Origin of the sequence: Mucilaginibacter pankratovii, from assembly GCF_014773265.1 — a bacterium.
Classification (GTDB): Bacteria; Bacteroidota; Bacteroidia; order Sphingobacteriales; family Sphingobacteriaceae; genus Mucilaginibacter; species Mucilaginibacter pankratovii.
This window is the reverse complement of sequence record NZ_JACWMY010000003.1, coordinates 123,829-146,091: the sequence shown is the minus strand read 5'-3', so window position 1 is coordinate 146,091 and position 22,263 is coordinate 123,829. Positions and strand designations below refer to the sequence as shown.

Below are 22,263 nucleotides of genomic sequence, written 5' to 3'. Positions count from 1 at the left end.
GAAAGAATTCGCAAACAAAAAAATGTAAAAGGAGCATGCGTGTGATCTTTGGCGACTGTTTTATAGGATTTTCAAAATGTTTTAATAAATTAGCGCCACAACTACCTCATTATTAAAACACTGCCCACCATTTGTAAATGCGCTTATTAACGTTATTCCTGCTTTGCAGCACGGCCTGCATGGCCCAGCAAAAATCCATCGAAAGTATTACCGGCAGCTGTTCAACCGTCAACCTAAAAAAAAACCTGTATTACCTGGCAAGTAACAAGCTACAGGGCCGGTTAATGGGCAGCCGCGGAGACACACTCACAGCAAAATACATAGCCGAATGGTATAAGCAAAACGGCGTACAGGCGCCGTATGATAAAGGCCGGTCGTATTTTCAATCTATAACTGCTGTACAAAAAGTAAACAAGGCCGCTCTTACTATCAACAACAAAACATATGATTACCTGGACGGCTGGCAAATGTTCGTCGCCGAGCCAACCGATTTAAAAAACGTGCCGGTGTTGTATGTAACCCATAACAGCATTGAGGAGTTTTATCGTGATCTGCCGCAGATGGAGGTTAGAGAAAAAACGGTTTTTTTTAATACGAAGCTTATCCGCGCTTTTATTGTGAAGGGGATAGACAGCATGGAAATGGTTTTAAAAAAACGCGGAGCGCTGATGGTTGCCTGGAGCGGCCCGTTCTTTAATAAAATAATAGACAGGCAAAAGGCACGCCGCTTTATACCGCAATATGTACAACCCTATGATGGCACCCCGCCGTCCACAATGCCCCTGCCCGAAATTAATGTAACCCCTTTGCGTTTGCGCGAAATGCTTGCCGCCGACAATTTAATGGTTGACGAAGAGGCCAATGTGCTGAACGCTGGAGATAAAAGGTACTTCGACATAAAGAGCCGGCTAACGGTGCAGGCGCAGATACAATTTAAGGAAACCCACGCGCCCAATGTAATAGGTGTTATAAAGGGGAGCGATACCTCGCTGGCTTCGGTTGTGATATCCGCCCATCATGACCACGACGGAGTAAACGGAAAAGAAATTTACTACGGTTCGGTAGATAACGCCAGTGGCACCGTTGCCATTATGGAAGTAGCAGCCATGATGAACCGCGCCGTTAAACAGGGGCTGACACCAAAGCGAACCATTGTTTTCGCGTCGTTTACGGGCGAGGAGCGGGGGTTGTTGGGCTCGGCCTGGTATGTAGATCACCCGCTTTACAGCATGAAGGAAACTTACGGAGTTTTAAATATCGATATGTTTGGCCGCCCGGATACCATCCACGTCAATCACCATATGCCCGATAGCGCCAATTATGTTTACGTATTGGTGAAAGATACCGTAAACCGGGGCTTGCGCGAGGCGTTGTATACCGCTAACGACGCCTCAACAAAACTTACCCTGGATACTTATTACGAAAACCCAAAATACATGATGCGGAGGCTGACAGGTTCGGACCAGTATTCATTTTATTTAAAGGGCGTCCCCTTTATCAGGATAGATTGTGGTTTTTGCTCGGATTACCATAAGCCTACAGATACGCCCGATAAAATAAACTATGCCCTGCTTACCAAACAAACACAACTGGCTTTCACCACACTTTGGAACATGGCTAATAAATAGGTTTTTTGGAAATTTAGCTGTGCGACACTTAAAGCTGCACATTTTTGTTTATCTTATCGAAAACTTTTTTAACTGATTTTTTCGTATAAAACAAACATCCGGAGTTAAATTAAATACATGCCCCTCAAACATATACGCCAACTAAAGCTTGGTGTTGCTTTTATGTGCTCGCTTACCAGCACCCCGCTTTTCGCGGGAGTGCGCAATCCTCATGTGGATAGTATAAAAAACCTGTTAGGTGTTTCTATAGATAGCCAGTCGCCCACGGATACGGTAACCATAAACCGGATGAATAAGCTCGCTGCCGATTATTTTCAATCGAACCCGGATAGTGCCTATTACTATGGCCAAAAAGGGATTCAGCTTGCACGCAAAATAAAGTATGATGAGGGGATTGCCAATGGCTTGCTGCAAACGGGTCACGTAAATTATTTTAAGGGCCGGTCTGAAAAAGCGCAGCAAGACTTTGATGAGGCCATAGGGATATTTAAGCGCCTGAAAAATGATAAAGGGCTTAGCATGTGCTATGTTTCGCTGGGGCGCATGTACACGCTGCTGGCAGATTATAAGCAGGCCCTTGTTTACCTAAACCTCGCGCTGCAGATCAACCAACGCATAAAAGACGAAAAAGCACTGGCCGACAACTATAAAAACATAGGCGTTGTTTACTATAGCCAGGGCGAGCTGTCTAAAGCGCTGGATTTTTATTACAAGGGGTTGTTCATCGCTGTTAAAAACCATTATAGCGGGCTATCTGCAGAGCTATATAACGATATTGGGCTGGTTTTGCAAAACATGGAGGTTTACCCCAAAGCCATTGAGCATTATCAAAAAGCGCTCAATCTTTTCCAGGGGACAAAAAACTACCAGGCCATAGCCACCGTAAACGAAAACATTGGCGAGGTGCTTTTGGCGCAAAAGGAATATGGCAAAGCAATCGGTTACCTCAGCAGTTCGTTAAAAGTGGCCAAAAGCCAGGGCGATATTGATGGGCTTTGTTCGCTTTATACCGATCTGGGCCTTTGTTTTGCTTACCAGGGGAAGGGGCCGGTTGCCATCAATTACCTGGATACAGCGATACGGCTATCTAAAAAGTATAAATATGTTTATAACCAGGCATACGCCCTTATAGGCCTCTCTACGGCTTATAATCTGCAAAAAGAGTATAGCAAAGCGTACGAACACGCCATGGCGGGGCAGGCTTTGGCTATCCGGTTGGGTAATTTATCGGTACGGGCCAATGCATCGTTGCAGCTAAGCAAAACCCTGGCGGGCCTTGGCCGGTTTAACGACGCATATACTTACCTGAACCAGTATATGGATATGAAAACCAAGCTGAAGGATAATGAAAGCATACAAAAACTAACTTCATACAATTACGACCTTGATTTTGCAACCAAAGAGCGCCAGTTGCAGGAGCAGCAGCGCGAACAAACCTTGCTATATCAGCAGAAAATAGCCAGTCAGCGCTCCATCAATATCATTTTCGGCATCATTATCCTGGCCATGGTGATCATATTGGTGAACTATTATATGCAAAGGCGCAGGCAGCAAAAGATAAACGCGAAACTGGAAGAAAAGAATTACGAGGTGCTGCAGCAGAAGGCAAGCCTGGACGAGCAAACCTCTGAACTAAACGACCTGAATAAATTAAAGGACAGGCTGATCTCTATCTTAGCGCATGACCTTCGCGCGCCCTTAAGCACCTTGCGCGGGATGTTCGATCTGTTGCAGGATGATACTATTACCCACCAGGAAATGCTGGATATGATACCGGGCGTACTTAAAAAGCTGGAGTATACATCTGATTTCCTGGATACACTGCTCTTTTGGATCAACAGCCAGATGGAGAGCTTTGTAAGTTCGGTAACTACGTTTTCGGTAAAGGATGTTGTGCGGTACGAAGTGGAAAACTACCACGATGCTGCCGAACAAAAGGGCGTTAAGCTGATAGACCATGTTGCAAAAGGCCTGTCGGCGTCGGCCGATCCAAACTCTATCCGCATCGTTATTCGTAATCTTATTACCAATGCCATTAAATTTACAGGCAAGGGCGATACCATAGAGGTAATATCGGAGGAACAGAATGAGAATACCATTGTCATTCGCGTAAAAGATTCGGGCGTCGGTATGCCTGCCGAGCAGGCCGGGAAGCTTTTCAAAAGCAAGGTAGATAGTAAAACCGGCACCAATAACGAATTGGGTACCGGCATGGGCCTGCTCTTTTGTAAAGACCTGGTAGAAAAATGTAACGGTAAAATATGGGTAACCAGCGAGCCCGGCGTAGGTACCGAGTTCTCATTCACCATACCGGTATATTCCCTGCCGGTAGAAGGCAAAATGTTAGCGCAGGCTTAAACAGATACGTTTATCACATTACCGGCACCCAAACCTTTACGGTAGTGCCTTTGTTCCTTGCCGAAAGGTAGTCAACAGTACCTTTTAAGTATTCTATACGGGTAGCTATGTTTTTTAGGCCGATGCCGCCAAAGTCATCTTTAAGCGTGGTATTAAACCCAACGCCATTATCCGCTATAACGGCGTTAATACCGGCTGCATCGCGGGTTAATTTTATATCCAGTTTATCGGCTTTAGCGTGTTTTATCACGTTGTTAACCGTTTCCTGTATCACACGGTAAAGTACCACTTCCACATTGCTTTCCAGTTTATCGGTAAAGCCTTTAGCATCAAGGGTAACTTTCAGGCTTTCGGCATCTATCTTTTCAATAAAGCTTTTCACATCAGATGCAATGCCCGATCGCAGCAGCATATTAGGCATCATCTGGTGCGATATCGATCTCACCTCCTTACAGCTTTCATCAACAAGCGCAAGGGTTTTCTCTACCAGGAACCGGTCCTCATCGCGGCTGAGGGGCACGCGCTCAAAAATACCGGTGAGGTTCATTTTCACGGCCGAAAACAGCTGGCCTACGCCATCGTGCAGATCGCCGGCAATACGCTGGCGTTCTTTTTCTTCGGCATCTAAAACAGCCTTGGTTAACAGGTCCTGCTGGTGAAGCATCTCGGCCTGTAAAAGCGCCTTTTGCGTTAATTTATAGCGGTTATAAAACAGGTAGCTTACCAAGGCCCCGGCAATAATAACTATCAGGATAATACTAATGGCCAGGTTGCGGTCTTTTACCTGCAGCGCCTTATTGTTTAATTCCAGTTTTTGTATCCGCGATTGTTTTTGAAGCGATTTAATGTTCTGCTCCTTTTTTTCGGCGTCAAGGCGTTCATTAACGAGTATCTGGTCTTTGTTTTTTAATTGCAGCCGGTTAATGGTTAATGCCTGCTTTTGCTCGGTTATTTGCAACTGGTTTTTGTTGTTTTGCAGCATACTGTTTTTAAGCAGTAACGATTTGTTGGTGTTCTCTACATTTAAAAAAGCAATGCGGTTCTCCCTTTTTTCGGTTTGGTACTGTACATCCATCTCGGCCACCTTGCCCTGCATTTTATCGGTGTAAATAGAATCCTTTATGCCAATGTACCGTTCAGAATATTTTTCGGCCTCAACATGCTTGCGCTGCAGGTGCAGCAAAATGGCCTTACCCAGCATGGCATCCGCCTGGGCAAGCCGGTCGCCGCTTTTTTGCGAGTAATACCAGGCCGAATCAACACAAAGCATGGCTGCATCGTACTTGGCTTGCTTCAGGTAAAAGTCCGACAGGTTGTTATACAACAGCCCAATATTGCCATTATCCCCAATTTGCCAGCTATTGCTTAAAGCTATTTTATAGTACTTCTCCGCTTCATCCTGCTGCCCGTTATTGCTGTAAAACACGCCAAGGTTGGTGCCGAGCGTGGCCATCCCTTTTTTGTAGCCCTCTGCCTTAAAAATGCTAAAAGCCTTAAGTTTTAGTTCCAGTTCTTTCTGCGTATTGCCTAAACCTTTATAGGCCCTCGCCAGCCCGCCCATGTTATTTGCAGCCTGCCTCTTCATGCCCTTTTTAGTAAACATATCTACAGCATAAGTAAGCAAGCCCACGGCTTTTTGATATTGCCGCAGGCGGATATAGGAGTTGCCGATATTGCCGGATGCCGCCGCCATACCGCTGGTATCCTTAATCGATTCGAAATATTTAAGCGCCAGCATATTTTTGCTGACGGCGGTTTCGTAATCGGATTTGTAATCGGCAATGTTGCCAAAGCCAAGGTTGGCCCTCGCCATGGCCATGCCATCCCCGGTTTGCATCAGGCGTGTATAAAAATAAGCGGCGCTATCGTGCCGGCCCTTATATAAATAATAGGGCCCAATGGCCATAAAACCCAGAATTTGTTGTTGTTTAAAGTAGGGCTGGCTTTTGCCTTCGCACATTCTGATGGCCAGTAAAAGGTTATCGGGGGCTTTTTTATCAAAATTGGTGGCAAGCTTCTTCCCTTCGGTAATAAGGCTGCTCACCTTTACCGAATCGGCATAAAAAGAAGCATCTGACGGCTTAGCCTTCTGTCCAAAGGCCGGCGCAGCAAAAAAGCAACAAGCGCAATAGGTTATAATCCTTAAAAAGGTTATGTATTGGCTGCTCATTGCTTGGGTTACGGTTGATAATTAGTGTGTTAAATATAAATCTATAAACGCAATAATTTATTAATTAAAGAAATATTATGCGTTTTGATGGAAATATACTACAGATGTATTATTGATGCCGGGTAGTAAATCAGGGTGATTTGTATTGTTAAACAAGCAACGCTTAAAACCAAAACCCATGAAAAAATTATTATTCCTGATGAGCACCGCGGTTATCATACTTACCGCCTCGTGCTCAAAAAGCAACAGCGACCCAAGCCCAACCGGTACAAACACCTGGACACTTGGGGGCACTACACACACCGTTACCTTTACCAATAAGGGCTTAACGGGTGGCGGCACGCCATCTACACTTATTATTTTTGCCGATAAAGTGCCCGTTGGGGCCGATCCGGCAGTTAATACGGTAAATCTCTCCTTTAAAACATCACCAACTGCCAGCGGTAAATATACCCTGGTAGGCCTGGGCAGTACGCCTGGCGATATGCAGTTTCAGCTATCGGCCGGCGGCAACGGTAAGGCTTATGGCTACATTGGTACAAACATCGACGTGGATATTACCATTGCCGGTGGCAAGGTTAAGGCAACCATTCCGGAGGTGTTGCTTAAATCAACCACCGCGGGCGACCCGGATCAAAAGATAACAGCAACCATTTTCGAGATCAACTAATCTCCGTGTATAATTAATAGTAAGCCGTTCGGAATAAGATCCGAACGGCTTTTTTTATTGGAAGAGATCTTCGTTGAGCGACTCATCGGTTTCTTCCCGCTTCTCTTCTATTTGTTCTGTTAAAAAGCTATCACGGTTTTGCGGTCGTGTTGGGGCCGCGCCGGTGAGGGATACGCCCCCAACGGCCAATAACAAGAACAACACAAGCCCGCACAGCCGCATTATTTTCCTGAATTTTTTCATGCTGAAAAATGATAGGTATGGCAAAGCCAGCCCTGTGAATTTTAAACTAAACCAATTTGGATGGTGGCGGGAGTTGTTAACTCCGCTGTGGGTTTAGCAATTATCGGCAGAAAAGGCCAGGTGCCTGATGGGGTAGGCAAGTGTGGGTTTAATAAGCGAAAACCGGGAGCTATTGCGTTTTAAACGGACCGCGCTAAGCAATGAGTGTATAAAAGCCGCGGTTTTATTTTGCTTCGCGAGGGTGTTTGCAAAAGCGGCGGCGTTATTACAGTAATAAAATGCTGCGGAGTAATTAACACTCCGTTTGATAGCCAATGGCGCTGTTGCCATTTGCCCGGAGTTGATGGCGGGCCCTCTTTGTTGTGGGGCGCTTACATAGCCCGAGATGGAAAAGAAACTTACCAGGAAAGCAGCAACCAGCAGCACGCTTTTTAGCCTGCTTTTTAATTGCAGCGGTATGGAAAGTTGTTCGGTCACCTGCGTAAAGATAGGGGATAATTGTGGGCGGTGCAATGGTTTGTCGCGTTTGCCCCCGTATGTTGGCTTAATAACGGTTTGTTAATCAATTTATTGGCAGCACTTTTGCAGGGTTATATAACCATACCCAATAAATAAACTAAGATAATCATGTTAAAAGATTCAAAAGCGTTTGGCAGTTTTTCGGTAAACGATATTGATAAAGCAGAACAGTTTTACCGGGACGCTTTGGGGCTGCCGGTAGAGAAGAATGTAAAAATGGGGAACATCCTTACGGTAACGACGGGCAGCGGGCACTTTATTATTTACCCCAAGCCCAACCATACGCCCGCAACATTTACGGTGCATAACTTCCCGGTAAAGAATATTGACGAAACTGTAAGCGGATTGAAAGACAAGGGCGTTGTGTTTGAAAGCTACGATTCGGAATATCTTAAAACAAACGCAAATAATATTTCGCGCGGAGATGGCGGAGAACGCGGCCCAAGCATCGCCTGGTTTACAGATCCGGCAGGGAATATCTTGTCGGTAATAGAGGACGCTGGGGCATAGCCCGATTTTATTACTAATTAAATTTCTTTCAAACCATATAGAAACAGGGCTGTTAATTATTCATAAACAAAACAATAAAGCCATGGATAATAAACAACAGGTAGGTGCGCCGGATAGGAACCTCATCAACGTGAACGAGGATTACGAACTGCAATACTGGAGCGAAACACTTGGCTTAAGTCGGGATGAACTGCGCGAAGCGGTAAAACAGGCCGGCACATCGGTAGAAAAAGTTAAAGCTCACCTTAACAAATAAACGCCCCATACCATGAGTCTGGAGAAATATGCAGAAAAGCGGGATTTTACCAAAACGGCCGAACCCAAGGCCGGTAAAAGCGAGGATAAAGATAAGTTGCGTTTTGTGATCCAAAAGCACGACGCATCGCGTTTGCATTACGACTTCAGGCTGGAAATGGAAGGTGTGTTAAAAAGTTGGGCGGTACCCAAAGGGCCCTCTACAGATCCTAAAAACAAGCGGCTGGCGATGATGGTGGAAGACCACCCGTACGACTACCGCTTGTTTGAGGGCCTTATCCCCAAAGGGGAGTATGGCGGCGGTACCGTTATTGTATGGGACGAAGGCACCTACGAACCTATTGAAGAAATAAAAGGCAAAAAAGCACAGGAAAAACACCTGCTGAAACAGCTTAAAGAGGGCTCTTTAAAAATAAAGCTCCACGGCGAAAAGCTGGAGGGTGAGTATGCCCTGGTAAAAACCCATGGCATGGGAGAGAACGGCTGGCTGCTAATCAAGCATAAAGACGATTTTGCTTCGGATAAGGATATCACTAAAAAGGATAAATCGGTACTCTCAGGCAAAACCATCGAAAGCATGGAAAAAACCGGCGATAAGGTTTGGCAGCACGGGCACGAGGAAGATGTAGAAGAAGAGCCGAAGAAGGAAGGTAAAAAAAAACTTCAGGTAGAAAAGCTTGAGGATGCGGTTGAAGAAACACATCCGGCGGACACGGTAGACGTGGATGTGCTATTAAAAAAAGCACCCAAAGCAACTATCCCCACCGGCATGAAACCCATGCTGGCTACCCTGGTAGATAAACCCTTCGATGACCCGGACTGGGTTTACGAAATAAAATGGGACGGTTACCGTACCCTTGCATTCATCAATAAAGGCGAAGTGCAGCTGCTCTCGCGCAACAACAAATCCTTCAACGAAAAATATTACCCCATTACCCAGCTGCTGGAAAGCTGGAAGATAAATGCCGTGATAGATGGCGAAATCCTGGTATCGAACGATAAAGGCGTATCCAACTTTGGCGCCCTACAAAACTGGCGCAGCGAGGCCGATGGTGAGCTGATGTTATATGTGTTCGACCTGCTTTGGTACGAAGGAAAAAACCTGATGGATCTTCCGCTTACCCAGCGCCAGGCCATATTAAAAGATGTACTGCCGACGGATGATGACCGTATCCGCCTTAGTCAGGTATTTACAGCCAGCGGACTTGAATTTTTTGAAGCCGCAGAAAAGATAGGGCTGGAAGGCATTATGGCCAAACGGTCAAACAGCCCATACCTTGCCGATAACCGCTCCAAAGACTGGCTGAAGATAAAAATAAACAAACGCCAGGAGGTTGTAATTGGCGGTTTCACCAAAAACGAGGGAACGGCAAAGCAATTCAGCTCGCTGCTACTGGGCGTTTATGAGGATGGCCGGTTCCTATACGTAGGCAAGGTGGGCACGGGCTTTTCTGATAAACTGCAAAAGGAAATGATGGCGCAATTTAAGCCGCTAATTGTTGATAAAACCCCATTCGAGAGCGAGCCGGACGTAAACAAACCCTCGCGTTTCCGCCCGAATCCACCGAAGGCGAAAGCTACCTGGCTAAAACCCGAATTGGTTTGCGAAGTAAGCTTTGCCGAAGTAACCAGCGACGGCGTTTTCCGCCACCCCTCGTTCCAGGGCATGCGCGATGATAAAAAGGCAAAGGATGTGGAAAGGGAAACCGAAGCGCATGTAGAGGAGTTGGTTGAGGAGGAAGTAGCACCAAAAAAGGAAGCGAAAGCCGAGAAACACGAGCTGATAAAAGCGCCAAAGGAAAGTGCTAAGCGCACACTGCTTAACCCGAAGGAAGAAACCCAGGTAAAAAAGATCTGCGGACACGACTTGAAATTTACTAATCTAAGTAAAGTTTACTGGCCCGAGGATGGCATTACCAAAAGGGATATGTTTAATTACTATTACCAGGTTGCCGAATATATTTTGCCGTATTTAAAGGACCGCCCACAATCGCTCAACCGTTTCCCGGGCGGCATCCATGGCCCAAGTTTTTATCAGAAGGATGTGCGCGGCAAATCGCCCGATTGGGTGAGGACTTTCCCCTATACCACCAGCGATGGTGAGGACAAAGATTATTTGGTAGGGCATGATGAAGCGACCCTGCTTTGGATGGCCTCGTTGGGTTGTGTAGAGATGAACCCATGGTTTAGCCGGGTGCAATCACCGGATAACCCGGATTATTGTATTATCGACCTGGACCCCGATAAAAACACTTTCGACCAGGTGATAGAAGCTGCCCTGGAGGTAAAAAAAGTACTGGATGCTATTGACGTACCCTCGTATTGCAAAACATCAGGCTCTACCGGCATGCATATCTATATTCCGCTGGAAGCGAAATACGATTACGATCAATCGCAGATGTTCGCGCGATTAATTGTAAACATTGTGCATAAAGAAATCCCCGATTATACCTCGCTCGAGCGAATGATAAAAAACCGTAACGGCAAAATGTACCTCGATTTTTTACAGAACCGCCCGGGCGCAACCATTGCCGGTCCGTATTCGTTGCGCCCCAAACCCGGCGCTACGGTATCTATGCCGCTGCATTGGGACGAGGTAAAACCCGGCCTCACCATGAAACATTTTACCATTCATAATTCCATAGCCCGTCTAAAAAAAGAAGGCGACCTGTTTAAAGGTGTTTTAGGCGAGGGGATAGACCTCGAGAAAACTATCAAAAAGGCGAAGAGCATTTTCCAGCCGTAAAGCAGAGACTTTGTATTTCCCTTTGAGAATAAAGTAACATTAATTGCAGGTGTTTCACTTCGATATGTGGAACACCTGTTTTTGTTTTATGCTGATTATAAGCGATTTAAGCAAAATGAGTGAAACACTTTGGAACATCCCTGCTGTTTAGATAATTGCCGCAAACAATTGTAAATTAAAAGGTTAAATAAATGTCGGCTCATCACATAAAATTCAGTGAAACACTTTTTGTGGAACACCCATTTTTAGGGACAAGTGAAACTCAAGCTTTACGATGGCTTACACCTTACGTTCCATTCGCAACGTAAAAACAGCTACTAAAATTTACCTGACCAACAAGCATCCAAGGGATGATACAGCTGGGTTCCATACGAACGATTGGTTTGCAGAAAAAAGCATCAAGCATTCTACGGTCCGGCGTAACGTTTGGGCAAATCGGAGCGACTACCTTAAGGCGTCTTTACCCTTCATTGGGGAGGATTCTGCATTAAGCAACAACGAAAGAATTAATTATCTATAAATCAGAACATTGTATTTTTATTCGCGCAAATACTAATCAATTAGTTGCAATACTAATTGATTAGTAGTAGCTTGCGTTATAATTTAATAGTAATGCAAAAACTGGCTAAGCGCGAAGAACAAATAATGCAGGCTTTCTGGAGCCTCGGAAAAGCATATATCAAAGAAATTATCCCCGAACTGCCCGACCCAAAGCCACACTACAACTCTGTGGCCACTATGGTGAAGATACTGGAGGAAAAAGGCTTTTTGAACCACGAAGCGGTTGGCAATATCTACAATTACTATCCAACCATCTCGCGGGAGGAATACCAAAAACACGCGATGAAGGATATCGTAAGCCAATACTTCGATAACTCGTACCCCAGCATGCTGGCCTTCTTTGCCAAAGAAGAAAAAATTTCGGAGACCGAACTGGAAGAAATATTAACCCTTATCAAATCCAACAAGAAATGATACCATACGTATTACATGTGGCCCTGCTGCTGGCCATCTGCCTGTTATTTTACAAGCTGCTGCTGCAAAAGGAAACCTATTACCGCCTCAACCGGGTTATCCTGCTGGGCTGCCTGGCCATGGCATTTTTGCTGCCGCTGATACAGGTGCCGCAGCAATGGGCGCTAAGGGAAAGCCCCAAGCCGCTTGTTACCGAAAGCATCCCTGTTGTAGCCATTCGCCTGCCGCAGGTTACCCCGGCACAAAGCTACAGTCCGCAACAAAAGATTAGTTCCACGGGGAACAATACCCCAGCCGTGGAGCCGCAAACGCCTTTGCTGCAGCGCATTATAAAATGGTCATTTTACCTGTACTGGTTTGGGGTGGCGGCTTTCGGCGCCAATTTACTGCTGCAGGTAGGTGTGCTGCTTGTGCAGGCGTACCGTAAGCCGGTTATTATAGATGGGCAATTTCGCATTGTGGAACTGGACGATGATAAAGCCCCCTGCAGTTTCGGCAACAACATTTTCATTAACCCAGGTAAATACGAGCCGGAAACCTTTAACCAGATCCTGCTGCACGAGAAGATCCATATTAAACAGGGCCATAGCCTCGATCTGCTGATCGCCGAAGTGATGCTGGCGTTCCAGTGGTTTAACCCCTTTGCCTGGTTATATCGAAAAGAAGTAGAAAGCAATTTAGAATACCTGGCAGATAACGAAGTACTGCATGATCAATCGGTAGAACGCGCTGACTATCAAATGAATTTGCTAAAAGTATCCGTGCCCAATTTATCCCTCAGAATTACAACCAACTATAATCAATCACTCTTAAAAAAACGAATTGTTATGATGAACGCAAAAAAATCAAACATACATACCGCCTGGAAATACCTTTTCCTGGTGCCAATGATGGCATTTTTAGTATGTGCCCTAAACGAGCCCGCCGCCTCCCGCGTAGCGCAGACCGTTAAACCGGTTTTTAACATCGATGTAAAAGCCACCACCCGCAACGAAGGCAACTGGAAGGCCACCATAAAAGGCAACAAGCTTGATATGAGGCTTTATGACGATAGTGAAAGTAATAACATGAGCAATTCCGATTTCCTGGTGAGCGAGTTTACTGCTTTACCAATGGGACGGGACGGCTCGTTTAAACTGACAAGAGAAGCCGGCAACATGCAGTTCACCGGCAGATTTGATGGTGTTAAAGGCACCGGGAAATACAAATTCACACCTAATGCCTCTTACAAGAACTATCTCGAGAGCGAGGGCATAACCGGCATCACCAGCGATGATGATATAGCTTTCTTCTTTCTGAATATCAAAAAGAGTTACATAGCTATGCTGAAAAGCAATGGCTACAAAGATCCATCTAAAGATGACGTGATCGCTTGTGTAGCCCTTGGTGTTGATGAGCCTTACATCAAATCGATGAAACAAAACGGTTATCCAAGCATTAAGCTGCAGGAGCTGATAACCGGCAAGGCATTGGGTATTAATGGCACGTTCATCAGCGAGATCCATAAGGCTGGTTACCCTAAAGTAAGCTGGGATAAGCTGGTAAGCTTTAAGGCACAGGGTATTGATGGTAAATACATCAGCAAATTTAAGGCAGCAAACGGCAAGCCTGGTGTTGTTAAAAAAGATGTGTCTGATGATGATATGGTGGCCTTTAAGGCGCTTAATGTGGATGATAACTATATAAACGCCTTAAAAAAGGAAGGGTATACCAATATCCCGGCAAGCAAATTAACCAGTATGAAAGCGGTGGGTGTAGATGCCGAATATATCCACGGATTTAAAACCGCCGGCTACAACCAGATCTCGGCCGATAACCTGGTATCACTTAAAGCGCTGGGCATAACCCCCGGGTTTATGAGCAGCTTTAAAGCAGCCGGTTATGAACAACTTTCTGTAGAGCAGGCCTCGTCGCTGAAAGCTTTGGGTATTACGCCGGAATATTTGAACGGCTTTAAAAACGCGGGATACACCGATATCAGCATTGATAATGCAACAGGCTTAAAAGCCCTGGGCGTAACGCCGGAGTATGTAAAAGGATTTAAGGCTATTGGGTACAATGTGTCGCTGGATCAGGCCAGTTCACTTAAAGCGATGGGTGTAACCCCGGAGTATGTTACTCAAATGAAAGAGAAGGGTTTTAAATCGGATGATATTAATAAATATATCACCCTGAAGGCTGCGTTTTAACTATACAGCAAAAAGGGAGCCCCGATTGTGCCGGGGCTCCCTTTTTTTATAAGGACACAAGGCGGAATCACGCCGCTAACTGGTATTCTACTTTGTTGAGCAATACGGTCATATCAAAGGGTTTGGGCAGTATATCATTCGGCGGGCCTTCTTGTTTCAGGGCCAATTCGATATCATCATTGCCCGAGCAGATGATAACCGGCAGATTTTTAGTGGCTTTATTATGCTTGATGATACGGCAAATATCCCTTCCGTCTACCCCGGGCAACGTTATATCCATAATAACCAGGTGAGGCAGGGTTAGGTTTATTTGGGCAACAACGTTGTAGCCGGTATTCAGAGTAGTTACATCGTAGCCGTTGTTGGTTAGTATATAGCTCATTATCTCGGTGATGAGCTCATTATCGTCTACTATTAATATCCTCTTGTTCATGGCTATGTATTTCAGATAGTTATACAAAGCCCATGCCGATAATTAACTTTCATGAAACTTTTTTTGCTGGAGGAAAATTGGACGCTGTTTCCCAGCCATATTCGGGCTAAAAACATGTGCGAAAATCTCCGTGTTTTTGCAATAATAAACACAAAAAAGGGATAAAAATGCGCTTTTGAATGCGCTTTTATCCCTTAAATGGAAGCCTGAAAAAAAGTTGCTTACGGTCTAAAATCCCCCGGGGATTTTTAGATATGGATGAACAATTCTTTTTTGGGCCGGCGTACTTTTATCAGCTTGCTGAAATGGTCGTCATCGGCGCGGAAGCCTACTGCCGCGATAACGGTTGCTGTCAGCCCTTTTTCTTTCAGTCCCAGGATCTCATCAAACTTAGCGGGATCGAAACCTTCCATCGGCCCGGCATCAATACCCAGGTCGGCTGCGGCGGCAACCAAAACACCAAGCGCGATATACGCTTGCTTTTGCGCCCACAGCAGGCGTTGCTCTGGTGTACGGCCATTTATTGCGCCCACTAACATGCCTTCCAAACCTACAAGGCTTTCACGGGGTACATTGCGGGTATCTGCTATCAAATCTACAAAGTTTTTTACGTACCCCTCATCTATATTGGTTTCGGCAGCGAATACGATCAGCTGCGATGCATCTGTAATTTGCGGCTGGCCATAAGCGGCTTCACGTAGTTTCGTACGTACTTCGGCATTTTCTATCACCAGCACCTTGTAATGCTGTAAGCCGTAAGAGGATGGGGCTAACTGAACTGCTTCCAGCAACTCATCTAATTGCTCTGCCGAAAGTTTTTTATTGGTATCGAATTTTTTGGTGGCGTAGCGCCATTTTAATTTATCTATAATTGACATGTTAGTTTCGTTTTAAATGTTGCTCAAAAATGAGTGTTTAAACATTTAAATTCGTCACCCTTAAGTAAAGGCGACTAATATGGTAGTCAATTATAGTTTAAGATGACAATACCGCCTTACGGCATCCGGCTTTTCATTTCTTTTTCCTTATCCTTCATCTCCTGCTTCAGCCGTTTCTTTTCCTCCTTCACCTCTTTTTTGGTGCGCCCGGCGGTATCTACGTTATCCATCTTGAGTTTATAGTCCGTTTTCATCGCTTCAATTTCTTGTTTGATGCGGGTTTTTATCATCTCGTTGGTTTCTTTTATCTTCTCTTCTACCTTGGCGGCCTGGCTGGTATCCTTTTTACCTAATAGCCGCTGGAAGAAATTTGGTCGTTTTGGCTCTTCGTATACGGGTGCTTCTACACCCACGCCGGTATTTTCGCCGCCCTGTTGCATCAGGCTATCAACAACCGCTGTATCTATAGGCGCCATTTGCCTGCGCAGGCTCTCTTTCAGTCTCACACTGTAAAAGCCATAGGCGTTGGTATCCCGCTGGGTAAGGCCTTTGCCTGCCATCAGCCGGCCAATAAGGTTAAAGTATCCGTGTAGCCCTGGCCGTAGTGTGCCGTCGGGCTGGAAGGAGTATAGCCCGGCTTTTGGGCGGGGTACTATACTGGCCAGGAAAATACTCTCGCCGAGCGTAAGTTCCGATGGCGATTTGCCGAAATAGTAATGCGAGGCTTCGCCGATACCATAAATATTGCGGCCCCACTCTATAATGTTAAAATACACCTCCAGCATGCGGTTCTTGCTCATCAGGCGGGTGTTCTCGATGATCCACACAATAAGAATCTCTTCTATTTTGCGCGACAGGGTTTTACTCCGCACCAAAAACGCGTTCTTGATCAGCTGCATGGATATGGTGCTGCCGCCGCGGGTAAATTTCTTGGTCTTAAAATCTGTAGCCAGGGATTTACGGATAGATTCATCCACAAAACCCTTGTTACGGTAAAAGGAGGGGTCTTCGGCCGTCATTACCGCGTTGCGCAGATCTGGCGAGATATCTTCCAGGGGCGTAAACTCCGGGTTTTCGGGGCCGATAGTATGCGGCGACATGGGTTTGCCGTTTTCATAAGGCGTGTATACGAATGTTTTATTCAGCTTGTTGAAATCGGTTTTGCCAAATTTAACAATACGGAAGCCCTGGTTATCCAGCCGCGAATCAAACAGCAGGTCGTCTACATGGGCCGAGTTCATAAAGAAGTTGAGGTTGTAGTTCAGCTTCCCGGCAACCTGCATCCCTTCCAGCGATTCGAACATCCCGGTAGGGAACGAATCAAAAACATCCTGCGCGTTCACCCAGCCGGTGTGGATCTTCATCTCATAGATCTTAACCGGGTTTAGCGTATACTTAAGGAAAGGGTTGGCGGTGATCTTTTTTAAATGGATAACCGAAGAACTATCAAGCGATAAATAGTTAGCGCCCACAAAAAAGTTGGCATCTATCGACCCATTGGGCACCACAATATCTTTGGTGGAGAGGCCGGCATGGTTTATCAGCAAATTACGCACGGCACAATAGGTAAAGATCTGTGTCTCGCCGTCGCTGCTTTTTACTTTGGTAAGCTTGGTGGTCAGCGTATCAAAATTCAGTCTCACCTTAAATTTCTTCTCGATGATGGGCAACTCTACTTTTTTGCCGTCGGCATACAGGCGTATATCGATATCTTTATCTGAGGGGTGCATTTTACCATCAAAGTGCCAGGTAGAAGCCGCCAACCCATCGTTCACCAAAATGGTTGAGCTAAGCTGGCCTTCTTTAATAACGGCCGATTTGGCCAGCATGGTAATGCGGGTGCTATCGTCGGCACCCGATACCAGGAAGTTATTAAGCGAAAGATTATCCGGGATCTTATAAAGCACCTCGTTAATGAGGTTGTCGGTAAGGTCCGCCAGGTTTAGTTTATGGCTGGTTTGGGTACTGTCTTTTTTCTTTTTGAACAGAAAATCGAAGTTTTTAACGCCCTTTTTGCTGGTAAGGTTCAGATGGCCGTTTTGCAGCACCACATCGCCCAGCTTAATAGTACCAAAAATGATAGGGAGGATCTTAACACTTACGCTGAACGTTTTGACAGACAGGAGGCTATCGCGCTGGTAAGGCACTACAGATATATCGGTAAAAGCCACGGTGGCCAGCCCTGTAAAACGTGCCGAACCTATTTTTACATCTAAATTATAATCCCTTTTTGCTTTTGCTTTAGCTTTGCTGATAGCAGATTGCAGGATAGCTTCCCGCTTGGAATAGGCAACAACACCACCGATAAGCAGGAGAACCACTAAAACAGCAACTACAATACCTGCAATACGGATATATTTAGGATGGATACGGCGCATTTGAGAAATTTTATTTCAAAACTAAACTAAATATAATGCGCTGCAACGCTTAGTTACAGCAAATTGTTTTTCTTAACAAACGCTACACGCTCCCTGTTTTCGTATTTTTGTACACAGATAAATATGGAAATTACCCAGCAACAAGTATTACAAGCCCTCGGCAACGTAGAGGAACCCGACCTTAAAAAGGACCTGGTGACGCTTAATATGATACAGGATATTGTTATCGATGGCAGCAAATTAAGCTTTTCGGTAATACTAACCACCCCGGCCTGCCCCTTAAAGGCACTGATAGAGAATGCCTGCCGCAACGCCATCAAGCACTTCATCAGTAAGGATATTGAGGTAAGCATCAACATGACCTCGCGCGTAACCTCGCAAAAAAACACCGGCGTACCTGGGGTGAAGAACATCATCGCGGTAGCATCGGGCAAGGGCGGCGTGGGTAAATCTACCGTATCGGTAAACCTGGCGCTGGCTTTGGCAAAAACCGGGGCTAAAGTTGGTTTAATAGACGCCGATATTTACGGCCCATCCATCCCCATCATGTTCGGGCTGGAAGGTGCCAGGCCGCTGGCCAGCAACGTAAACGGAAAAACACGCATTGAACCGATAGAGAAATACGGCATTAAACTGCTATCCATAGGTTTCTTTACAGATCCCAATCAACCGGTGCCATGGCGCGGGCCAATGGTATCAACCGCGGTAAAGCAGCTGTTTAACGATGCCGACTGGGGCGAACTGGATTATTTGGTGATAGATCTGCCGCCGGGCACCGGCGATATCCACATAACGGTTACGCAGAGTTTCCCGGTTACGGGGGCGGTTATTGTAACCACGCCGCAGAATGTGGCCCTGGCCGATGCCAAAAAGGGGATAGGCATGTTTATGATGAATGCCATTAATGTGCCGATACTGGGCATTGTGGAAAACATGAGCTATTTTACCCCTGCCGAACTGCCAGATAACAAGTACTATATATTTGGACAAGGCGGCGGCCAAAAACTGGCGCAAACTCTTGATGTGCCATTTTTAGGCGAAATTCCGTTAATAAAAGGCATAAGCGATAGCGGCGACGCCGGTAAGCCAATTGTATTGGAAGAAGAGGGCGGCATGAGCATTGCCTTTATGGAAATGGCCCGCAGGGTAGCGCAGCAGGTATCTATAGCAAATGCCGAAAAAGCAAATGTTATGAATGTTGCAAATAATTAATAACTTTACGTATATAAATTAGTAAAAATGAGTTTAGTAGATCAGGTTGAAGCAGCGTTAGATACCATTCGCCCTTATTTGGAGGCCGATGGCGGTAACGTTTCTGTGGAAGAAATAACGCCTGAAAATGTTGTTAAACTGAAGCTGTTAGGCTCGTGCGGATCGTGCCCCATGAGCATCATGACGCTGAAAGCGGGAATTGAACAGGCCATTAAAAAAGCCGTACCCGAAATTACGGGTGTTGAAGCTGTAAACCTAACAGACATTGACGACCCCAATGCTGTGCTTCCGGAGAATTTACGGTAGTGTTAAGAATTGTTAAATAGCAATTCGCTTTAAATGAATAATGTATTTTTACCTGCCCGTTTTTAAAACAATATAAAGCAGGCCAGGTAGTATAATACGCGCAAGATAAATGAAGAAGTTAATAGGCATATTATTTTTGTTGGTATCGCTTTCGGCATTCGCCCAAAAGGAAAAACCTTTGGTGCAGTTTACCGGCGTTATTTACAATGCCGATAGCGCCAATGTGGTGGTGCCATACGTAAGTATCAGCAATAAAAGCTACCATAACGCGGCGGTTATTGCCAGCTACAACGGCTACTTTTCTTTTGTAGTGCACGAGCAGGATACCATTAGCTTTACCGCGGTGGGTTATGCGCCCCTAACGGTTGTTATCCCGGCAAACCTGGCCAACAAAAGCTACACCACGCAAATAAAAATAAAACCACAGATTATTAACCTGCCGGTGTTCCGGGTGTTCCCATGGGCCACTACGGACGAGTTCCGCCGCGATTTTGTAACCGCAAAACTGGCCGACGACGACCTGGAGATAGCCCGCAAGAACATCAGCCGCGCATCGCTTGCCGCGCTAACAACCTCGCTGCCGCGCGACGGGCAGGAGATCCAATCGGCCAATGCGTCGCAAATGCATACAAACCTGGTTAACTCGCATTCCATCACCAACCCGCTCCTCAACCCGCTTGCCTGGGGTAGCCTCATCAAATCCATTACGGATGGGGACAAGAAGGGGAATTAGGGGTAAGAGGCTGGAGATTACAGGTTAGTTAAGTAGAGATTAGAAAGAATAAAATATTTATAAAACAAGAAAGCCACGATGTATCGTGGCTTTCTTGTTTTATATCGGTCAGTGGTCGATCCGGGGTTCCTAACCTCTAATCAACTAACCTCTACCTCCCTTTCTTCGCGTCGGGGAACTTCATGCGGTAATCCACATCAACGGCTCCCTTAGAAATATCGTTCAGTTTTTTCTCTATCATGCGCTTGCGCAGGGGGCTCAGCTTATCGGTGAACAATTTGCCTTCTATATGGTCGTACTCGTGTTGTATCACACGGGCGGCCATACCTTTAAAGGTAGCTTCGTGGTGTTTCCAGTTCTCGTCGTAGTAACTCATGCGGATAACCGGCTTACGTGATACATCCTCGCGGATATCGGGGATGCTGAGGCAGCCTTCGTTAAAGTTCCACTCGGTGCCGGTTTCTTCCAATATAGTAGCATTAATGAATGCTTTTTTAAAGCCGGCCAATTCCGGTTCTTCATCATCAAACGGAGATACATCCACCACAAACAAACGCATGCTCATGCCTATCTGCGGGGCAGCCAGGCCTACGCCGCGTGCCGCGTACATGGTTTCGTACATGTTGGTAACCAGTTCTTTTATATGCGGGTACTCATCCGGCTCGATAGAGGGCGCTTTACGCCTCAAAACCGGGTCGCCGTATGCTAGAATAGGATATTTCATTATGCAAAAATAAGGGATTTACTGTTTAGGCTCAAATAATAAGGTTATCATACCGTCATTATCAAAAATTTCATTGCTTATTTCTAATAATTGTTCGGCCGTAACGGCATTTATTTTAGCGAAGATATCCTCCAGCGAATCGATGTGGTTAAAATCGAGCAGGCTTTTGGCCATACTGATGATGAGGCTCATACGGCTTTCTTCGGCCAGTGCTATCTGCCCTATAAATTTCTCCTTGGCCTGCTTCAGCTGGATGGTACCGATGGTATTATCGCGCAGCTTTTTTAATTCCTTATGCACCAGCTTAAGCGCTTTCTCTGCTTTCTCGGCATCAGTACCAAAGTAAATGGAAAAGATGCCCGTATCGGTAAGCGAAGTGTAATTGCTCTCGATGGTGTACGCGATGCCGTATTTCTCGCGGATCTCCAGGTTAAGGCGGTTGCTCATGCCCATGCCGCCCAGCAGGTTGTTGAGCAGCAGCAAGCCATATTTATTTTGATGTGCCGATGGGTAGGCGCGGCTGCCCAGTACGCAATGCGTTTGCGAGATGGGCTTTTGGATAATATGGTGCCCGCCCTTTATCGGTGAAGGCGCAATACGGTTCTTTTGATTGGTATTCTCGGGCACGCCGCCAAAATACTTTTCGCAAAGCTTTACCAGCTTCTTAAAATCGTAATCGCCATACACGGCAAATACCATTTGGTGCGTGTTGTTATTGGCGAGCATGAATTGTTTAATATCCTCCCCGTTGATGGCGGCAACGCTTTCGGGCGTGCCCAGTATATTGTTGCCTATGGGGTGCCCTTTAAACAAAAGCTCCTCAAAATCGTCCTGAATGGCTTCTTCGGGCTGGTCCAGGTAGCTGGAGATCTCGTCCAGTATTACCCCGCGCTCTTTCTCCATTTCCTCCTCGGGGAAGGTAGAGTGGAAGAGGATGTCCTCAAAAAGATCTACCGCGCGCTCCAAATGCTGTTTTAGTAAAGATGCATGGATGCAGGTGTACTCTTTGGTGGTATAGGCGTTCAGGTCGGCACCCACCAGCTCCAGCCGGTTAAGGATCTGGTTGGTGCTGCGGCGCTCGGTTTCCTTAAACAGCAGGTGTTCGATAAAGTGCGCCAAACCTTCTTTGCTTGGCGTTTCATCGCGCGAGCCGGCGTTAAGCACAAAGCAGCAATGGGTAATAGGCGATGGCGAATGTTTAAATAATATGCGGATGCCGTTGGGCAGGGCGTGGATCTGGTGGTCTGTCATTAAGGCGCAAAGATAGTGTTTATCCTGGTTGTAAGCTGTTGTTGTGCAAGTTAGGGATGGTTTTAACCCGGGGATGACGCAAAAT

19 protein-coding genes are annotated in these 22,263 nt (G+C 46.0%); 11 read left to right on the top strand and 8 right to left on the bottom strand.

The window, feature by feature from the left end:
• Positions 1-137: 137 nt before the first annotated feature.
• On the top strand, positions 138-1,628 hold the full coding sequence (locus tag IDJ77_RS06315; RefSeq protein WP_191188096.1) for a M28 family metallopeptidase: 1,491 nt from the start codon (positions 138-140) through the stop codon (positions 1,626-1,628).
• A 117-nt stretch (positions 1,629-1,745) separates the two neighbouring features.
• Complete coding sequence (locus IDJ77_RS06310) at positions 1,746-3,986, top strand: tetratricopeptide repeat-containing sensor histidine kinase (protein WP_191188095.1); 2,241 nt, start codon at positions 1,746-1,748, stop codon at positions 3,984-3,986.
• A gap of 13 nt (positions 3,987-3,999) precedes the next feature.
• Here the strand turns inward: IDJ77_RS06310 and IDJ77_RS06305 are convergent, their stop codons facing one another.
• Positions 4,000-6,156: a tetratricopeptide repeat-containing sensor histidine kinase gene (locus tag IDJ77_RS06305; protein WP_191188094.1), complete on the bottom strand. Its 2,157-nt coding sequence runs from the start codon at positions 6,154-6,156 to the stop codon at positions 4,000-4,002.
• 178 nt (positions 6,157-6,334) lie between these two features.
• Between IDJ77_RS06305 and IDJ77_RS06300 the strand changes: the two genes are divergently transcribed.
• Complete coding sequence (locus tag IDJ77_RS06300) at positions 6,335-6,826, top strand: hypothetical protein (RefSeq protein ID WP_191188093.1); 492 nt, start codon at positions 6,335-6,337, stop codon at positions 6,824-6,826.
• Between the two features lie 54 nt (positions 6,827-6,880).
• On the opposite strand, the gene IDJ77_RS06295 is transcribed toward IDJ77_RS06300, so the two are convergent.
• Both IDJ77_RS06295 and IDJ77_RS06290 read right to left on the bottom strand, forming a co-directional pair.
• Complete coding sequence (locus IDJ77_RS06295; protein WP_191188092.1) at positions 6,881-7,069, bottom strand: hypothetical protein; 189 nt, start codon at positions 7,067-7,069, stop codon at positions 6,881-6,883.
• Between the two features lie 93 nt (positions 7,070-7,162).
• Entirely contained in the window at positions 7,163-7,546 is a 384-nt protein-coding gene (locus IDJ77_RS06290; RefSeq protein WP_191188091.1) for a hypothetical protein, read from the bottom strand.
• Positions 7,547-7,696: 150 nt separating this feature from the next.
• Between IDJ77_RS06290 and IDJ77_RS06285 the strand changes: the two genes are divergently transcribed.
• From IDJ77_RS06285 to IDJ77_RS06265, 5 genes are all read left to right on the top strand, one after another.
• Positions 7,697-8,098 carry a VOC family protein gene (locus tag IDJ77_RS06285; RefSeq protein WP_191188090.1) on the top strand — a complete coding sequence of 134 codons (402 nt, stop codon included), beginning with the start codon at positions 7,697-7,699 and terminating at the stop codon, positions 8,096-8,098.
• Positions 8,099-8,180: 82 nt separating this feature from the next.
• The gene (locus tag IDJ77_RS06280) at positions 8,181-8,354 is read left to right on the top strand and encodes a DUF3606 domain-containing protein (RefSeq protein ID WP_191188089.1); all 174 of its coding nucleotides are present in this window, start codon (positions 8,181-8,183) and stop codon (positions 8,352-8,354) included.
• 12 nt (positions 8,355-8,366) lie between these two features.
• Positions 8,367-11,099, top strand: coding sequence for a DNA ligase D (gene ligD, locus IDJ77_RS06275; protein ID WP_191188088.1), 2,733 nt, complete (start codon positions 8,367-8,369; stop codon positions 11,097-11,099).
• 612 nt (positions 11,100-11,711) lie between these two features.
• Positions 11,712-12,074, top strand: coding sequence for a BlaI/MecI/CopY family transcriptional regulator (locus tag IDJ77_RS06270; protein WP_191188087.1), 363 nt, complete (start codon positions 11,712-11,714; stop codon positions 12,072-12,074).
• On the top strand, positions 12,071-14,263 hold the full coding sequence (locus IDJ77_RS06265; RefSeq protein WP_191188086.1) for a M56 family metallopeptidase: 2,193 nt from the start codon (positions 12,071-12,073) through the stop codon (positions 14,261-14,263). Before IDJ77_RS06270 ends, IDJ77_RS06265 begins: the two co-directional genes overlap by 4 nt.
• A gap of 67 nt (positions 14,264-14,330) precedes the next feature.
• Here the strand turns inward: IDJ77_RS06265 and IDJ77_RS06260 are convergent, their stop codons facing one another.
• The 3 genes from IDJ77_RS06260 to IDJ77_RS06250 form a co-directional block, all read right to left on the bottom strand.
• A complete protein-coding gene (locus IDJ77_RS06260; protein ID WP_191188085.1) occupies positions 14,331-14,696 on the bottom strand; it encodes a response regulator in 366 nt (121 codons plus the stop codon).
• A gap of 248 nt (positions 14,697-14,944) precedes the next feature.
• Positions 14,945-15,574 (bottom strand): NAD(P)H-dependent oxidoreductase, encoded by a 630-nt coding sequence (locus tag IDJ77_RS06255; RefSeq protein WP_191188084.1) that lies wholly within the window; start codon positions 15,572-15,574, stop codon positions 14,945-14,947.
• 116 nt (positions 15,575-15,690) lie between these two features.
• A complete protein-coding gene (locus IDJ77_RS06250; RefSeq protein WP_191188083.1) occupies positions 15,691-17,952 on the bottom strand; it encodes a biosynthetic peptidoglycan transglycosylase in 2,262 nt (753 codons plus the stop codon).
• Between the two features lie 123 nt (positions 17,953-18,075).
• On the opposite strand from IDJ77_RS06250, the gene IDJ77_RS06245 reads away from it, so the two are divergent.
• The 3 genes from IDJ77_RS06245 to IDJ77_RS06235 all read left to right on the top strand — a co-directional run bounded on the left by IDJ77_RS06245 (position 18,076) and on the right by IDJ77_RS06235 (position 20,203).
• Positions 18,076-19,164 (top strand): Mrp/NBP35 family ATP-binding protein, encoded by a 1,089-nt coding sequence (locus tag IDJ77_RS06245; protein ID WP_191188082.1) that lies wholly within the window; start codon positions 18,076-18,078, stop codon positions 19,162-19,164.
• A gap of 27 nt (positions 19,165-19,191) precedes the next feature.
• On the top strand, positions 19,192-19,470 hold the full coding sequence (locus IDJ77_RS06240) for a NifU family protein (RefSeq protein WP_191188081.1): 279 nt from the start codon (positions 19,192-19,194) through the stop codon (positions 19,468-19,470).
• 109 nt (positions 19,471-19,579) lie between these two features.
• Positions 19,580-20,203, top strand: a complete 624-nt coding sequence (locus IDJ77_RS06235) for a hypothetical protein (protein ID WP_191188080.1) — start codon at positions 19,580-19,582, stop codon at positions 20,201-20,203.
• Positions 20,204-20,354: 151 nt separating this feature from the next.
• Here the strand turns inward: IDJ77_RS06235 and def are convergent, their stop codons facing one another.
• Positions 20,355-20,927, bottom strand: a complete 573-nt coding sequence (def, locus tag IDJ77_RS06230; protein ID WP_191188079.1) for a peptide deformylase — start codon at positions 20,925-20,927, stop codon at positions 20,355-20,357.
• A gap of 18 nt (positions 20,928-20,945) precedes the next feature.
• A complete protein-coding gene (locus IDJ77_RS06225; RefSeq protein ID WP_191188078.1) occupies positions 20,946-22,178 on the bottom strand; it encodes a M16 family metallopeptidase in 1,233 nt (410 codons plus the stop codon).
• Between the last annotated feature and the right edge of the window lie 85 nt (positions 22,179-22,263).

Excerpts from the sequence above, each read along its gene's own strand:
- IDJ77_RS06315 (WP_191188096.1), top strand. The coding sequence starts at position 138 with ATGCGCTTATTAACGTTATTCCTGCTTTGCAGCACGGCCTGCATGGCC.
- IDJ77_RS06310 (WP_191188095.1), top strand. The coding sequence starts at position 1,746 with ATGCCCCTCAAACATATACGCCAACTAAAGCTTGGTGTTGCTTTTATG.
- IDJ77_RS06305 (WP_191188094.1), bottom strand. The coding sequence starts at position 6,156 with ATGAGCAGCCAATACATAACCTTTTTAAGGATTATAACCTATTGCGCT.
- IDJ77_RS06300 (WP_191188093.1), top strand. The coding sequence starts at position 6,335 with ATGAAAAAATTATTATTCCTGATGAGCACCGCGGTTATCATACTTACC.
- IDJ77_RS06295 (WP_191188092.1), bottom strand. The coding sequence starts at position 7,069 with ATGAAAAAATTCAGGAAAATAATGCGGCTGTGCGGGCTTGTGTTGTTC.
- IDJ77_RS06285 (WP_191188090.1), top strand. The coding sequence starts at position 7,697 with ATGTTAAAAGATTCAAAAGCGTTTGGCAGTTTTTCGGTAAACGATATT.
- IDJ77_RS06280 (WP_191188089.1), top strand. The coding sequence starts at position 8,181 with ATGGATAATAAACAACAGGTAGGTGCGCCGGATAGGAACCTCATCAAC.
- ligD (WP_191188088.1), top strand. The coding sequence starts at position 8,367 with ATGAGTCTGGAGAAATATGCAGAAAAGCGGGATTTTACCAAAACGGCC.
- IDJ77_RS06270 (WP_191188087.1), top strand. The coding sequence starts at position 11,712 with ATGCAAAAACTGGCTAAGCGCGAAGAACAAATAATGCAGGCTTTCTGG.
- IDJ77_RS06265 (WP_191188086.1), top strand. The coding sequence starts at position 12,071 with ATGATACCATACGTATTACATGTGGCCCTGCTGCTGGCCATCTGCCTG.
- IDJ77_RS06260 (WP_191188085.1), bottom strand. The coding sequence starts at position 14,696 with ATGAACAAGAGGATATTAATAGTAGACGATAATGAGCTCATCACCGAG.
- IDJ77_RS06255 (WP_191188084.1), bottom strand. The coding sequence starts at position 15,574 with ATGTCAATTATAGATAAATTAAAATGGCGCTACGCCACCAAAAAATTC.
- IDJ77_RS06250 (WP_191188083.1), bottom strand. The coding sequence starts at position 17,952 with ATGCGCCGTATCCATCCTAAATATATCCGTATTGCAGGTATTGTAGTT.
- IDJ77_RS06245 (WP_191188082.1), top strand. The coding sequence starts at position 18,076 with ATGGAAATTACCCAGCAACAAGTATTACAAGCCCTCGGCAACGTAGAG.
- IDJ77_RS06240 (WP_191188081.1), top strand. The coding sequence starts at position 19,192 with ATGAGTTTAGTAGATCAGGTTGAAGCAGCGTTAGATACCATTCGCCCT.
- IDJ77_RS06235 (WP_191188080.1), top strand. The coding sequence starts at position 19,580 with ATGAAGAAGTTAATAGGCATATTATTTTTGTTGGTATCGCTTTCGGCA.
- def (WP_191188079.1), bottom strand. The coding sequence starts at position 20,927 with ATGAAATATCCTATTCTAGCATACGGCGACCCGGTTTTGAGGCGTAAA.
- IDJ77_RS06225 (WP_191188078.1), bottom strand. The coding sequence starts at position 22,178 with ATGACAGACCACCAGATCCACGCCCTGCCCAACGGCATCCGCATATTA.